Origin of the sequence: Actinoplanes sp. NPDC024001, from assembly GCF_040638955.1 — a bacterium.
Lineage (GTDB): Bacteria > Actinomycetota > Actinomycetes > Mycobacteriales > Micromonosporaceae > Actinoplanes.
Genome location: NZ_JBEZZB010000219.1, coordinates 1 through 14,104, shown reverse-complemented (window position 1 = coordinate 14,104; position 14,104 = coordinate 1). Strand labels below are relative to the sequence as shown.

Annotated in this window: 9 protein-coding genes; 4 read left to right on the top strand and 5 right to left on the bottom strand. The window is 69.3% G+C overall.

Features of this window, described 5'->3' with window-relative positions:
• The 4 genes from AB0F81_RS46145 to AB0F81_RS46130 all read right to left on the bottom strand — a co-directional run.
• Positions 1-204 (bottom strand): hypothetical protein (locus AB0F81_RS46145; RefSeq protein WP_360209867.1); only part of this gene is annotated, 204 nt, incomplete at its 3' end.
• 17 nt (positions 205-221) lie between these two features.
• Positions 222-1,301, bottom strand: a complete 1,080-nt coding sequence (locus tag AB0F81_RS46140; protein WP_360209873.1) for a lytic polysaccharide monooxygenase — start codon at positions 1,299-1,301, stop codon at positions 222-224.
• 20 nt (positions 1,302-1,321) lie between these two features.
• The gene (locus tag AB0F81_RS46135; protein ID WP_360209871.1) at positions 1,322-4,207 is read right to left on the bottom strand and encodes a glycoside hydrolase family 48 protein; all 2,886 of its coding nucleotides are present in this window, start codon (positions 4,205-4,207) and stop codon (positions 1,322-1,324) included.
• Between the two features lie 127 nt (positions 4,208-4,334).
• Positions 4,335-6,995 carry a cellulose binding domain-containing protein gene (locus tag AB0F81_RS46130; RefSeq protein WP_360209865.1) on the bottom strand — a complete coding sequence of 887 codons (2,661 nt, stop codon included), beginning with the start codon at positions 6,993-6,995 and terminating at the stop codon, positions 4,335-4,337.
• Positions 6,996-7,337: 342 nt separating this feature from the next.
• Between AB0F81_RS46130 and AB0F81_RS46125 the strand changes: the two genes are divergently transcribed.
• From AB0F81_RS46125 to AB0F81_RS46110, 4 genes are all read left to right on the top strand, one after another.
• Positions 7,338-8,702 carry a UDP-glucose/GDP-mannose dehydrogenase family protein gene (locus AB0F81_RS46125; protein WP_360209863.1) on the top strand — a complete coding sequence of 455 codons (1,365 nt, stop codon included), beginning with the start codon at positions 7,338-7,340 and terminating at the stop codon, positions 8,700-8,702.
• Positions 8,703-9,073: 371 nt separating this feature from the next.
• On the top strand, positions 9,074-10,444 hold the full coding sequence (locus tag AB0F81_RS46120) for an ABC transporter substrate-binding protein (protein ID WP_360209861.1): 1,371 nt from the start codon (positions 9,074-9,076) through the stop codon (positions 10,442-10,444).
• Between the two features lie 160 nt (positions 10,445-10,604).
• Positions 10,605-11,540, top strand: coding sequence for a sugar ABC transporter permease (locus AB0F81_RS46115; RefSeq protein ID WP_360209869.1), 936 nt, complete (start codon positions 10,605-10,607; stop codon positions 11,538-11,540).
• A complete protein-coding gene (locus AB0F81_RS46110) occupies positions 11,540-12,451 on the top strand; it encodes a carbohydrate ABC transporter permease (RefSeq protein ID WP_360209859.1) in 912 nt (303 codons plus the stop codon). The genes AB0F81_RS46115 and AB0F81_RS46110 overlap by 1 nt, the downstream gene beginning before the upstream one ends.
• Positions 12,452-13,104: 653 nt before the next feature.
• Here the strand turns inward: AB0F81_RS46110 and AB0F81_RS46105 are convergent.
• Positions 13,105-14,022, bottom strand: coding sequence for an MFS transporter (locus AB0F81_RS46105; protein ID WP_360209857.1), 918 nt, complete (start codon positions 14,020-14,022; stop codon positions 13,105-13,107).
• Between the last annotated feature and the right edge of the window lie 82 nt (positions 14,023-14,104).

Below are 14,104 nucleotides of genomic sequence, written 5' to 3'. Positions count from 1 at the left end.
GGCGCGCTGGCCGGCTGCGCCGGGGGTGGCGGCGAGCAGGGCGCCGCCGACGCCGCCGAACAGCAGGGCGCGCCGGGTGACGCCCGACCCGTGGTTGACGAGAGATTTTTTCCAGTTTATGGCGATAACGTAAGTTCCCCCCGGAGCCGGCGTCAAGCCGTCCCGCGGGGTACCGGCCCCCGGCGGTGTGACCTCGCGCCACACCGCCGGAGGCCGGCCGGTCAGCCGGTCGTGCAGGTCAGGTTGTTGACCTGTGCCGCCGCCGACCCGGAGGCCAGGAATCCGAAGGTCACGTGGCCGTTGGCCGGGACCGACGAGTTCCAGGACTCGTTCGTCACGTTGACGAGCGAGCCGCTGCTGGTTCCCTTGGCGCTCCACACCTGGGCCAGCGTCTGGCTGCCCGGGAACGTCCAGGAGATCTTCCAGCCGTTCACCGCTGTGGCGCCGGCGTGGACCATCACCTCACCCTGGAAGCCGCCGGACCAGGTGGACTTCACCGAGTACATCGCGGTGCAGCTCCCGGTGCCCGGGTTGGGACCCGGCGAGCTCGGCGCGGGGCTGGACGGCTGCGGGCTCGACGGCTGCGGGCTGGGCGACTGGGTGCCGCCGGTGCCGATGCCGGTGACCTCGCCGTTACCGCCGTCGAAGACCACGTCCGAGCAGTTGTAGAAGGTCTCCGTGCTGTCCGAGCGGGACCAGACCGAGTAGATCAGGTGGTTGCCGGTCTTGCCGGCGGGCAGCCGGGCGGTCCAGTAGTAGTGCCCGTCGTCGGTGCCCGGCCCACCGTTCGACGGCGGGTTGGTCACCTGGTCGAACGGCGTCGGCTCCAGGTCGGTCCACCGCAGCGGCCGGGTCGGGTCGTAGCCGTCCTTGGTGATGTACAACGAGAAGGTGCCCGGGTGCTTGGCCCAGTTGTTGTACTTGACGTTGATGTTCGCCCCGGCCGTCAGGTGGGTCTTCGGCCAGTCGGTGCGGGCCAGGTTGAACCCGGTGAAGTTGTAGGGCCCACCGGTCCCGCCGCTGCACAGCTGACCGTCCGGGAGGAACCCGTTGACCCGGCCGGCGCCGTCCGAGCGGAGCACGGCGAACCAGTTGTAGAGCGAGCTGACACCGCTCTGCGCCACCGCCGCGGCACAGGCCGGGTTCTTCGGCTCGATGGCGCCGGTCTGCGGGTTACGGCCGTCCTGGTAGCAGAACCAGGTCCGGCCGCCCGGCACCTGGATGGCGCCGTGCGCGGCAGCGGGGGTCGAGGGCAGGGCCAGGATCCCGGCTGCCGCAGCGAACAGGGCCACGGCAGCCATGCGTACGAATCTCATCTGTGTCACCCCTGGGGGAAGAGCCGGGCGTAGTCGGCGTAGCCGGTGGCGACGTCGACCTGGGCCCAGAACCGGTGGTAGTTGAAGGTGGGCGCGGCTCCGCCCTTGAGGTAGGCGTCGACCTTCGGGAAGTCCGGGTCGCTGCGGTAGAAGGAGCGGATGTCGAGGAACGACACGCCCGGCTGGATGACGTCGCCGTTCGGCATCTCGCCGCGCCAGCCCTGCGGGATGTAGATGCCCTGGCCGGTGGAGGCGTTGTAGGCGTCGTCCATCCGGTTGTAGTCGGCGCGGGTCTCGGTCACCGACACGCCCTTGTCGTCCTTGTACGCCCAGATCGCGTCGAGCAGCCCCTTGGCCGCCGTCTTGGCCTCAGCGTTGCCGGACTTGGCCGCGTAGTAGGTCAGCAGCTTGGCGAACGAGCCGGCGATGCCGAGGTCCTGACCGTGGGCGGTGACCCGGACGCGCAGGTTGGTGTTCGGCTGCGGGTTGGTGGGGTTCCACGTGGCCGGGGCGCCCGACCACTCCATCTCGGCGGGGATGGAGAAGCTGTCCGCCTCGATGGTGGTGTTCGCGAGCGCCCACGGCACCCACTTGTCGAGCACCGCCTTGGCCTTGGCGTTGCCGGTCACGTAGTACAGCTCGGCGAGCCGCTCCAGCGACCAGGTCTGCATGCCGAACCAGCGGTTGGACGGCGGGTCGGCGTAGACCGGGGCCTCGACGTACGCCAGGCCGTAGAAGGTCGGCGTGCCGGCCGGCCGCGCCGAGTAGTTGCCGTTCCAGCTGTTGGTGGCACCGCCGGCGATGGCGCCGTCGGCGGACTGCAGCCACTGGTAGAACTCGAGCTGCCGGTCCAGGCTGGCCTGCCAGTCGGCCTTCGCGGTCGGCGACTTCGGGGTGAAGGCGCTGACGTTGGACAGGATGTACGCGGCCATCGGGTTCTGGTAGCCGAAGTGGCTGGTGCTGGAACCGATCCGCCACGCCCAGCCGGCGCTGGTGTCGTACGCGCCGCCCCAGGCGTAGTACCAGGACATCAGGTTGCTGGAGGCGTTCTTGCCGGTGCCCGCCGGGCAGCTGGTCGACGCGCAACCGGGCTGCTTGAAGTACTTGTCGTAGAACGAGTACCGCAGGTAGTCACCCATCTTGGCGGCCTTGGCCACGGCGTCGGAGATCTGCGAGGCCTTGCCCTGCTGGGTCGCCCAGGTGTGCGCCCAGTACGCCGCCTGCACCGCGCGGGCGTCCGCGTCCGGCGCGTTGGTGTACTTCCACTGCTTGGCGTACGACGCGTCCTTGGTGAACAGGTCGAGGTAACCGTTCGGGCCGCCGTGCGCGAACGTGTCGCAGGACGGCTGCGGCACGGTCTCGAACACCGACTCCTGCGGGCCGCGCTGGAAGGTGTTGATGTACGCGACCCGGGTGGTCCCGTCACCGCAGTGCCCGAAGCCGTAGGTGTTGTCGACGTCGAGCAGCCAGTGCATGCCGTAGATGTCGTCGGTGCCGTACGCCGCCTTCAGCTCCGCGGCCAGCGGGTCCGTGCCGACCGACACACCCTGGTCGAGCTGCGACGGGTACTGCGACGGCTGCGGGTACTCGGCCGCGTAGGTCGCCGGCTTGGCGGGGTTGTAGTTGGCGTTGGTGGGCTGGTCGGCGTGCGACGGGATGATGTACTTCTCCATCGTCGCCCAGGCGTGGTTGAACGGCGCCCAGTCGCCGCTGATCTGACCGTGCTCGGCCTCCAGCCAGAGCCAGTAGCTGAACGCCTCACTGGTGGTCTCGTGGCCGTGGTCGGGCGCCTCGTTGATCAGCGTCTCGATCGAGTGGTAGGGCACGCCCTCCGGGCTGAAGTACCCGTTGGCCGGGTTCTTCAGGTCGTTGTAGAGCTGGGTGAACCGGGCGTCCACCGCGCCCTCCTCGATCACCGTCACGCCGAGCTGGGCCGCGGTGTGGCCGGTCGCGGTGGCAGCGACGGTGGCGGTGGCGCCCACGGTCGCCGAGGTGGCAGCCGCGACGGTCACGTTCTGCGCGGTGTTCCAGTTCGCCGGGGTGAAGGTGAGCGTGGCCGGGGTGGCGGTGACCGCCGTGGTCCCGGCGGTGCGGGCCACCGCGACGCTGACGTTCGCGGCCGGCGCCTTGCTCAGCTTCAGCTGCCACTGCCCGCTCTTGCCGGGGGCGAGCGCCACCGAGGTGGCATTGGCGACGATCGACGGGGTGGTCGCCGCGTCGACGAAGACCGGCACGTCGGCCGTGCTGCTCTTCAGGCCGGCGTTGTCGAAGGCCACGGCCTGCACGTGGTAGGCCGCGGCCTGGGCCGGCACCCCGTCCCAGGTGTACGCGTACGGCGCGGTGGTGTCGCTGCCCAGCAGCAGGCCGTCGTGGTAGAACTCGACCCGGCTGATCGTCTGCCCGCCGGCCGCGGTGGCGGTCGCCGCGATCGGGATGGACGCCGGGGCGGTGTAGCGGGTGTTCGCGGCCGGGCTGGTGATCTGCACCGTGGGCGCGTTCGCGGTCTGGTTGCAGGCCGTCCCGTTCAGGGTGAAGGCGGTGGGCACCGGGTTGGCCGAGCCGAACGTGCCGTTGAAGCCGGTTCCGACGGTGGCGTTCGTGCCCAGGCTGCCGTTCCAGGCGGCGTTGTTCACGGTGACGTGCTGGCCGCTCTGGCTGTAGACGCCGCTCCAGCCCTGGCCCGCCTTCTGCCCGGCGTCCGGGAAGTCGAACTCCAGCTTCCAGCTGGTCAGCGGGTCACCGGTGTTCTTGATCTGGATGTCGCCGGTGAAGCCACCGGGCCACTGGCTCTGCACCTTGTACACGACGGTGCAGCCGGCCGCGGCATAGGCCGGGGCGCCGGCTGCGAGGACCGCGCCGGCGCCGAGGACGGCGACGCCGGTGACGGCCAGCCTGCGTCGCAGGCGGTGGGCTGCAGGTGAGCCCGGTCGGAATGGTCTTCTCACGGTGTTCCTTTCCGCCGGACCGGTGACGTACGCGTCGGGCGACGTCACCGGCCGGGCCGCGGGGACGGGGGTGTTACGGGGTCGCGGAACAGGTGATCGGGAACGGAACGGGATTGGTGGTGCCGGTGGTGCCGCCGAGGAATCCGAAGGTGGTGGAGGCCCCGGACGAGAGGGTGCCGTTGTAACCGGCGTTGACGACGGTCACGGCGGTGCCGGCCTGGGTGGCGGTGCCGCCCCAGCTCTGGGTGACGGTCTGCCCGGCGGTGAAGGCCCAGGTCACCTTCCAGGCCTTGGTGCTGACCGTGCCGATGTTCCTGACGGTCACCTCGCCCTGGAAGCCGCCGCCCCAGTCGCCGGTCACGCGGTAGGTGGCGGTGCAGGCGATGGTCGGCATGGTCATGCTCGGCGAGACGGAAGCCGACGGCGAGGCGGAAGCCGACGGCGAGACCGAGACCGACGGGGAGACCGAGACGGACGGCGACGGGGAGACGGGGCCGCCGGCACGGTCGGCGTACAGGATTCCGCGGCCGTTGGTGCCCAGATACACCCGGCCCCAGATCCGCGGATCCCCGGCCAGGGCGTCGCCCGCGTTCCCGTACTGATGCTGGCCGTCGTTGATCCGCACCCAGCTCGCGCCGGTGTCGTCGGACCGGAAGACGCCGGTGACACCGCCGGCCGTGCCCACGAGGAAGACCGCCGGGCGGGTCGCGCCCGGCGCGGCCTTGCCGAAGGCCACGTTGATGCCCTCGGTGACGCCGCCGACCGCGGTGAAGGTCCGGCCCGAGTCGGTGGAGCGCAGCAGGCCGGTCTCGCCCGCGAGCCACACCTCACCGGCGGCGCCGGGCACCGCCTTCAGATTGACGCGCCCCTCGGCGGGCATCGCGGCGGCTGACGCGGTGAAGCTCGCCCCGCCGTCGGTGCTGGTGTAGAACCTGCCCGCGGCGTAGGCGTAGAAGGTCTTCGGGTCGACCCGGTCGGACTCGACCTTCGCGCCGGCGGGCAGGCCGGCCGAAGCGGTCCACGAGCTGCCGCGCGTGGTGGAGTAGTGCACGCCGGTGCCGGCCGGGGACCAGACCACCGCGGTGGCGTCGGCGCCGACCGCCACGGTGCCGCCGCCGGTCACGCCGGACGGTTCCTGGCCCTGGTACCAGTTCTTGCCGCCGTCGTTGGAGACGCCGATGTGCGGGGCCGCCGCGTTGTTGCCGACCCGGACGAAGAACTGCGGGTTGAGCTCGGCGAAGTCCAGGCCGGTGTTGCTGCCCAGGTTCGGGCTGTCGTGGAAGCTCGCCGGCACCGTGTCCAGGTCGGCGTGGTGGAAGCCGCCGACGTCGTAGAGGGCGCTGACCAGCGGCGCGCCGGTGGGCGGGCTGGCCAGGTCCTGGACCGCGGTCTCCTCCAGGCCCTTGGCGAACGGCCGGATGGTGAACGTGGTGTTCCGGTCCCAGTTGGTCAGCTGGGTGGTGCCGTAGACGGTGGCGCCGGTGCCGTAGAGCAGCCGGTCGGAGTCGAACGGGTCGATGGCCAGCGACTCGTTCATCCAGCCGAGCTTCGGGGCCTCCTCCGGCGGGGTGGGGTTGCCGTTGAAGTCCAGCCACGGGTTGGCGGAGATGTCCATGGTGTAGCGCTTGGTACGGCTGGGGTAGCCGTTCCAGTCCCAGATCCGGGTCCAGGTGGCGCCGTAGTCGGTGCTGCGGAAGAAGATCGCGTCCGGGAACCAGGAGATCTGGGTGGCGACCATCAGGGTGCCGGGTTTCTGCGCGTCCACGGTGAGGCCGGAGTAGCCGTAGTAGCGGTCGGCGACCGGGGTGGGCGAGATGTCGGTCCAGGTGCCGGTGGTGGTGTCCAGGCGGGCGACCTGGCCGGCGGTGCCGTCGTACGGCCCGCCGGTGTCGCTGGTCGCGATGAACAGGTATTTGCCCTGCACGACGCCCTTGTGGGCGAGATAGCCGGTGGGCTGGCCGGGGATCCGCTCCCAGGTGGCGCCGGAGTCGAGCGAGCGGTAGACCGGGTTCTCCTTGTCCGCCACGCCGACGTAGACCGCCGGTGACGCCGGGTCGAAGGTCACCCAGGTCAGCCCCTGGTTCTGGTTCAGATAGCCGTTGGCGTCGTTCGGGTCCTGCACGTAGTTGCCGGCGTTGGGGAAATTGCCGACCTTCGCCCAGCTCGCTCCGTAGTCGGTGCTGCGCCAGAGCCCGTTTCCGCCCTCGGCGGCGAAATAGACGTTCCGGTTGTTGCGCGGGTCGACGGCGAGGCGCTCCCCCATGCCGCGGCCCGGCATGTTGCCGCCGACCTTGAACGGCAGCGCGGTCCGCTGCCAGGTGTTCCCCCGGTCGGTGGAGCGCAGGATGGCGCCGTTGTTCGGGTCCCAGCTGTTGGTGTACATCCCGACGGCGGCGTAGACCCGGTTGGTGGCGACCGGGTCGGGGGCGATGCTGAGCACCCCGTTGTGGCCCCAGTCGTCCTGGCCGACCCAGTCGAGCAGCGGCGTCCAGGACTGTGCGGACTGGTTCCACCGGTAGGCCCCGCCGATGTCGGTCCGGGCGTAGACGAGGTCCTTCTCCCCCGGGTTGAACACGATGCCCGGGACGAAACCACCGCCGTCGATGCGCACGTTCTTCCAGGTGTAGGGCTCGGCCGCGGCGGCGGTGGCCGGGTGCGGCCCGGAGACGACCGCCACCGCGGTCGCGGCCACGACCAGGGCGGCGACCAGCGCACCGCCGGGGGACCTTCGCATAGAGGAGCCTTCCATCGACGACCATTCATGTGGGAGCGCTCCCAGAAGCGTCGGTCCCCGTCATGCCGATGTCAAGAGCCGGAAACTTCGCGTTGACATCGCGACGATGGCGTTGTCACGGAGAGCAACAATGGGCCGGCGGGGTTTCGCGCTCACTGGAGGGCTCCGTCGGAAAGGGGGCATCCATGGACAAAGAGCCGGGAAATCGCCTGTGTATCATTCGGCGGAACACGCTGGCCGACGTCACCGGGACGTCGTCCGGCCGGCCCGGGCAGGGGCCGGCAGGCCGCGCTCGCCGGTACGTGGCGTAACCGAGGCCCGCGTATCGGTGGAGGAGATTGCATGAAGGTTTGCGTTGTCGGAACCGGCTACGTCGGTCTGACCACCGGCGTCAGCCTCGCCTTCCTGGGCCACGAGGTGACCTGTGTCGACCTCGACCAGGCCAAGGTCGACATGCTGCGGGCCGGGCGCTGTCCGATCTACGAGCCGGGCATGGAGGAACTGCTCGCCGAGGCGACGTCCAACCTGACGTTCACCACCTCGTACGCGGAAGCGGTCCCCGGCGCCGACGTGGTCTTCGTGGCCGTGCAGACCCCGTCCGCCGAGGACGGCAGCCCCGACCTGCGTTACCTGCGCAGCGCGGCGGAGAGCGTGGCGCACGCGCTGGACCACGACTTCACCGTGGTGGTGAACAAGTCGACCGTGCCGATCGGCAGCGGCAACTGGGTCGACGCCATCCTGCGCGACTCCTTCGCCCAGCGCGACGACCGCCCCGAGGGCACCGAGTTCGCGGTCGCCTCCAACCCCGAGTTCCTGCGGGAGGGCAACGCCATCGCGGACACCCTCTTCCCGGACCGGATCGTCATCGGCTCGGACAACCCGCGCAGCCTCGAGGTGCTCAACCGCCTCTACCGGCCGATCATCAACCAGACCTTCACGCCGCCGACCTTCCTGCCGCGGCCGGAGGACGTCAGCGCCGTGCCGCTGGTCTCCACCGACCTCGCCTCGGCCGAGCTGATCAAGTACGCGGCGAACGCCTTCCTGGCCCTGAAGATCAGCTACGCGAACGAGATCGGCCAGCTCGCCGCCAAGGTGGGCGCCGAGATCACCGAGGTCACCCGCGGCATGGGCCTGGACCAGCGGATCGGCTCCCGGTTCCTGCAGTCCGGCGTGGGCTGGGGCGGCTCCTGCTTCGGCAAGGACACCAAGGCGCTGATCGCCACCGCCGCCGAGTACAACCTCGAGATGCCGATCGTGAAAGCGGCCCGCGACGTCAACCAGCGGCAGCGCGCGATCGCCGTGGAGCGGCTGCAGGACGAGCTGCGCATCCTGAAGGGCCGCAAGATCGGCCTGCTCGGCCTGGCGTTCAAGCCGAACACCGACGACCTGCGCGACGCGCCGGCGCTGGACATCGCCAACTCGCTGCTGGCCCGCGGCGCCCGGGTGAAGCTGCACGACCCGGTGGCGACCGAGCGCTTCCGCGTCGAGCAGCCGGAGCTCGCGCCGTACCTGAGCGAGACGATCGACGACGTCTTCGCCGACTGCGACGCCGTCGTGCTGGTCACCGAGTGGGCGCAGTACCTGGAGCTGGACTGGTCCAAGTTCGTCGGGCTGATGCGCACGCCGGTGGTGCTGGACGGCCGGCACGTCCTGGACGCCGAGCGGATGCGGCGCATGGGTTACCGCTACCTCGCCGTGGCGCGCTGACCGTACCCCCGCTTCGACCGCCGTGGTGGCCTCTGGCCACCACGGCGGTTCCTTTTTGCTGGTGTTCCGCCTGATGCGCGAGTTACCGCCAGAAGCAGCTTCCGCCGAAGGTTAACAAAACCGACTCACTGTTCGCCGTCTGCCCGGCGAACAGCGTGAAAAAGGGGTATAACGGGGCGAGGCCCGGTGCCTCTTTCGCCAATCTTCTTAACCGGTTAAGGTGCGAAGGTGTCGCAGCGATATCGTTACCGACTCGATCACGGCGAAATCATTGCGCAACTTGCTGGTTACCTCTTGACTGTTGGTCAAGAAGCGCTTCGGACGGCGACGTCGTCAAGACGTCGGAGGCGCTATATGACATAGGGAGCGGTATGTTCGGTCAACGTGGGAGTTCGCGATCCCGGGTCGCGCTCGCCGGTGCCCTCAGCGTCGGGCTTGCTTTCAGCCTGACCGCTTGCGGCGGAGACGGTGACTCGGAGGGCGGGTCCACCGACAACGAGGCGTCGGCCATCGACTGCGCGCCGTACAAGGCGTTCGGTGACCTGACTGGCAAGACGGTTACGATCTACACGGGCATCGTGACTCCGGAGGACACTCCGCACAAGGAGTCCTACAAGCCTTTCGAGCAGTGCACCGGCGTCACGGTGAAGTACGAGGGCGACAAGGCCTTCGAGACCCAGATCCTGGTCCGGGCCAAGGCCGGCAACCCGCCGGACCTCGCGTTCGTGCCCCAGCCGGGTCTGCTCCAGCAGCTCGTCGCCACCGGCAAGGCCGTCGAGGCCCCCGCCGAGACCGCGGCGAACGTCGACAAGCACTTCGGCGCCGACTGGAAGACGTACGGAACGGTCGACGGCAAGTTCTACGCCGCGCCGCTCGGTGCCAACGTCAAGTCCCTGGTGTGGTACTCGCCGCAGGAGTTCAAGGACAGCGGCTACGCGGTTCCCACCACGCTGGACGAGCTCAAGACGCTGACGGACAAGATGGTGACCGACGGCAAGAAGCCGTGGTGCGCCGGCATCAGCAGCGGTGAGGCGACCGGCTGGCCGCTCACCGACTGGATGGAAGACTTCTGGCTCCGCCTCAACGGGCCGGAGAGCTACGACAAGTGGGTCAAGCACGAGACCCCGTTCAACGGCCCGGAGGCCACCGCGGCCCTCGACGCCGTCGGCGCCTACCTGAAGAACGACAAGTACGTGAACGGCGGCCTCGGCGACGTCAAGAGCATCGCCAGCACCACGTTCCAGGACGCCGGCCTGCCGATCCTGGAGGGCACGTGCTCGCTGCACCGCCAGGCGTCGTTCTACGCGGCGAACTTCGACAAGGACACCAAGGTCGCCGAGGACGGTGACGTCTTCGCCTTCTACCTGCCGGGCAAGGACGCCACCAGCAAGCCGGTCCTGGGTGGCGGCGAGTTCGTGCTGGCGTTCGCGGACCGTCCCGAGGTCAAGGCGTTCCAGACCTACCTGTCCAGCGACGTCTGGGCCAACACCAAGGCGAAGCTGTCGTCGGGCTGGGTCAGCGCCAACAAGGGCCTCGACCCGAACAACCTGAAGAACCCGATCGACAAGCTGTCGGCGACGATCCTGCTCGACCCGAACGCGACGTTCCGCTTCGACGCCTCGGACCTGATGCCGGGCGCGGTCGGCTCGAACGCGTTCTGGAAGCAGACCACGGCCTGGATCGCCAGCGGGCAGGACACCAAGACGACCCTGGACAACATCGAGAAGGCTTGGCCGCAGTAATGCACTGAGTACCACCGCGGGGCCGGTCGGGGATGCCCGACCGGCCCCTAGCAGTTCGGCCGTCTTTGCCTTTCACTAGTCTTCTTGCTGGGACTCCGCACTAGGAGGAACGGGTCGCGTGTTCACCACCGCCTCCACCACCACCGACAAGCTCGTCCAGATGTTCGCGGCGATCCTGCTGTTCGCCGCAGTGGTCGGCTTGATCCTGTTCATCGCCGGCCGGTTCGCCGGCAAACGCGACCGCACGGTCGCGTACCTCTACCTCGCCCCGGTCCTGCTGATGCTCAGCGTGGGGCTCCTCTACCCCGGTATTCGCACCATCTACGAGTCGTTCTTCAACGCCGCAGGTGACGCTTTCATCGGGATCGACAACTACAAGACCATCTTCACCGACTCGGAGCAGCTGGTCGTGCTCCGCAACACCGCGTTCTGGGTGCTGCTCACGCCGTTCCTGGCGACCGCGGTGGGCATGCTCTACGCGATCCTGGTCGACAAGGCCCGGGGTGAGGCGTTCGCCAAGGCGCTGATCTTCCTGCCCATGTCGATCTCGTTCGTCGCGGCGTCGGTGATCTGGAAGTTCATGTACGAGTACCGCCCCGACCAGGGCAACGTGAAGCAGATCGGCCTGATCAACCAGGTCATCGTCTGGCTCGGCGGCAAGCCGGTCCAGCTGCTGATCGACTCGCCGTTGAACACGTTCCTGCTGATCGCCGTGATGATCTGGATCCAGGCCGGCTTCGCGATGACCGTGCTGTCGGCGGCCATCAAGGCGATCCCGGACGACATCATCGAAGCTGCCCGCCTCGACGGCGTCGGACCGTGGGGCATGTTCCGCTTCGTCACGCTGCCCGCGATCCGCCCGGCGGTGATCGTCGTGCTGACCACCATCGCGATCGGCACGCTCAAGGTCTTCGACATCGTGCAGACGATGACCGGTGGCCGGTTCAACACGAGCGTGATCGCCAACGAGTTCTACAGCCAGAGCTTCCGCAGCGCCAACCAGGGCCTCGGTGCCGCGCTCGCGGTCGTGCTGTTCGTCCTCGTGATCCCGATCGTCGTGTACAACATCCGGCAGCTTCGCCGTTCGGAGGCGTGATGACCACCGCAACTCCCCTCACCACCACGCCCCCCGTCGCCGTGGACAAGAAGGAGTCCACCGCGGCGAAGGCGAAGAAGAAGCTCACCTCGCCGTGGGCCTCGCTCGTCGCGATCGTCATCGCGGTGCTCTGGACGCTGCCGACGTTCGGTCTGCTGATCTCCTCGTTCCGGCCGGAGCGGGCGATCAAGACGACCGGCTGGTGGACCTGGTTCTCCGACCCGACGTTCACGCTGGAGAACTACCAGTCGGTCTTCGACCCGGAGGCCATCAACCTGGCGGACTTCTTCCTGAACTCGATCGTCATCACGCTGCCGGCAGTGATCATCCCGCTCTGCCTGGCGTCGCTCGCGGCGTACGCGTTCGCCTGGATGAAGTTCCCCGGCAAGAACTTCCTGTTCATCGCGATCTTCGCGTTGCAGATCGTGCCGATCCAGGTGACGCTGATCCCCCTGCTGACGCTCTACGTCGACATGGGCATCGCCAACACCTTCTGGACGCTGTGGCTGTCGCACTCGGCGTTCGCCCTCCCCCTGGCGATCTACATCCTGCACAACTTCATCAAAGAGGTGCCGTCGAGCCTGATCGAAGCCGCCCGCATGGACGGCGCCGGTCACGTGGCGATCTTCTTCCGGGTGCTGCTTCCCCTGCTCACCCCCGCGCTCGCCGCCTTCGGCATCTTCCAGTTCCTCTGGGTGTGGAACGACCTGCTGGTCTCGCTGACCTTCGCCGGCTCGCCGGAGATCTCCCCGCTCACGGTCCAGCTGTCCAACCTCAGCGGCACCCGCGGCACGGCCTGGCACCTGCTCTCCGCCGGCGCCTTCGTCTCGATCATCGTGCCGGTCACGGTGTTCCTGCTGCTCCAGCGTTACTTCGTCCGCGGCCTCCTGGCAGGCAGCGTCAAGGGCTGATCGCAGCATCCCCGCAAAGGCCGCACCCGCTTCCGGGTGCGGCCTTTCGCTTTCCCGGCACGCTTCCTTTTCGGTACGGGCGGCCACGCCCGTCCCGCTACACCGCCCGTGGCTACCCCGCGGCCGGCCAGGCCGTCCAGGCCGCAGCGCAACCGCCGGGCTCAAGCCCACCCTTGCCCTTCATGCCGATCGCGGCCGGCTGCCCCTGAGTGATGTCTAGCGTGCAAACAGCCCTGGCGGCCAGCCGGTCCTCCCGGCTGTGCCCGGGAGCTACGCCGCCCGCCCCGCCCCAACACTGACCGCCAGCCAATCCACCCAGCTGCACCGGAGAGCCGCGCCGGACCACCCCGGACGACACTGACCGTCAGCCAGTCCACCCGGCTGCACCGGAGAGCCGCCTCGGCCCACCCCGCACGACACTGACCGCCAGCCAATCCACCCAGCTGCACCCGAGAGCTCCCTCGGCCCACCCCAGACGACACTGACCGCCAGCCAATCCACCCAGCTGCACCCGAGAGCTCCCTCGGCCCACCCCAGACGACACTGACCGCCAGCCGGTTCATCCGGCTGCGGCCGGGAGTTGGGTTGGCCGGCCTGAGATGGCGCTGACGGGCAGCCAAGCGGGTTACGCCGTTGAACGGACACTCCCCTGCTCAGCGGGTGGCTGCTTCGGTGGGGGTGCGCGAGCTGTCCGGGTTCAGGGAGCGGGCGGCCAGCAGGGTGCTCAAGGCGAGCAGCGCCACCGGGAGGAGGTAGCCGCAACCGACCGCGACGGCCAGGCTGGAACGAGCGGCCTGGCGGGCAGCCGGGTCCAGGGCGAGCATCTCGGCCACTCCCCCGCCCCGCAATCGGGCGGTGATCAAGGCGCTCAGGGTGAGCGCGACGGCGGCGCCGCCCAGGGCGGCGGCCAGCTGCTGGGAGAGGGCCAGCAGGGTGGTGCCGCGCGGGGTTTCGTCGTTGGTCAGGTCGCGGAGCGCCACCGTCATGGTCGGCATGATCGTGGCGCCTGATCCGGCGCTGAGCAGCACCGCCGCCGTGATGATCCACGGATAGCCGGCTTCGGTCACGGTGGTGACGGCCAGGCCGGCCGCGCCGAGCAGGGCGAGGGTCGTGCCGGTCAGCATGATGCGCCGCGGTGGGATGCGGTCGACCAGGCGGGTGGCGACCTGGGCGACCACGCCGACCGCTATCGCTGACGGCAGGGTGAGGACGCCCACCAGGCCGGCGCTGTCGCCCCGGACACCCTGCACGTAGAGCGGCAGCACCGCCATCGACCCGAAGTAGGCCGCGCCGAAGGTGACCAGGACGCCCAGGCCGGCCCGGAACGGCCGGTGGGCGAGCAGCCCGAGGTCGACGAGCGGATCGGCGATACGCCGGGCCCGGCGCACGAAGGAGGCGAGCAGCAGCACGCCGACGGCGAGCACCGCGGCTGCCGGCCAGGCCACGCCGGCGGGCCGGTCCAGCAGGGTGCCGCCGAGCACCACCAGCACAGCACCGCCGGACAGCTGAGCGAGCCCGGTCCAGTCCACCGGCCTGGCCCCGGCCGCCGCGACGCCCGGGGCCGCCGACATCGCGGTGCTACGCCGACCGGGTCATCTTCCTCACCGACGGCCAGATCGTCGACGAGATGCGCGACCCCACCGCCGAAGCGGT

What these genes read in the sequence shown, in the direction of transcription:
- AB0F81_RS46140 (WP_360209873.1), bottom strand. Translation starts at nt 1,301, where the DNA reads ATGGCTGCCGTGGCCCTGTTCGCTGCGGCAGCCGGGATCCTGGCCCTG.
- AB0F81_RS46130 (WP_360209865.1), bottom strand. Translation starts at nt 6,995, where the DNA reads ATGCGAAGGTCCCCCGGCGGTGCGCTGGTCGCCGCCCTGGTCGTGGCC.
- AB0F81_RS46125 (WP_360209863.1), top strand. Translation starts at nt 7,338, where the DNA reads ATGAAGGTTTGCGTTGTCGGAACCGGCTACGTCGGTCTGACCACCGGC.
- AB0F81_RS46120 (WP_360209861.1), top strand. Translation starts at nt 9,074, where the DNA reads ATGTTCGGTCAACGTGGGAGTTCGCGATCCCGGGTCGCGCTCGCCGGT.
- AB0F81_RS46115 (WP_360209869.1), top strand. Translation starts at nt 10,605, where the DNA reads ATGTTCGCGGCGATCCTGCTGTTCGCCGCAGTGGTCGGCTTGATCCTG.
- AB0F81_RS46110 (WP_360209859.1), top strand. Translation starts at nt 11,540, where the DNA reads ATGACCACCGCAACTCCCCTCACCACCACGCCCCCCGTCGCCGTGGAC.
- AB0F81_RS46105 (WP_360209857.1), bottom strand. Translation starts at nt 14,022, where the DNA reads ATGTCGGCGGCCCCGGGCGTCGCGGCGGCCGGGGCCAGGCCGGTGGAC.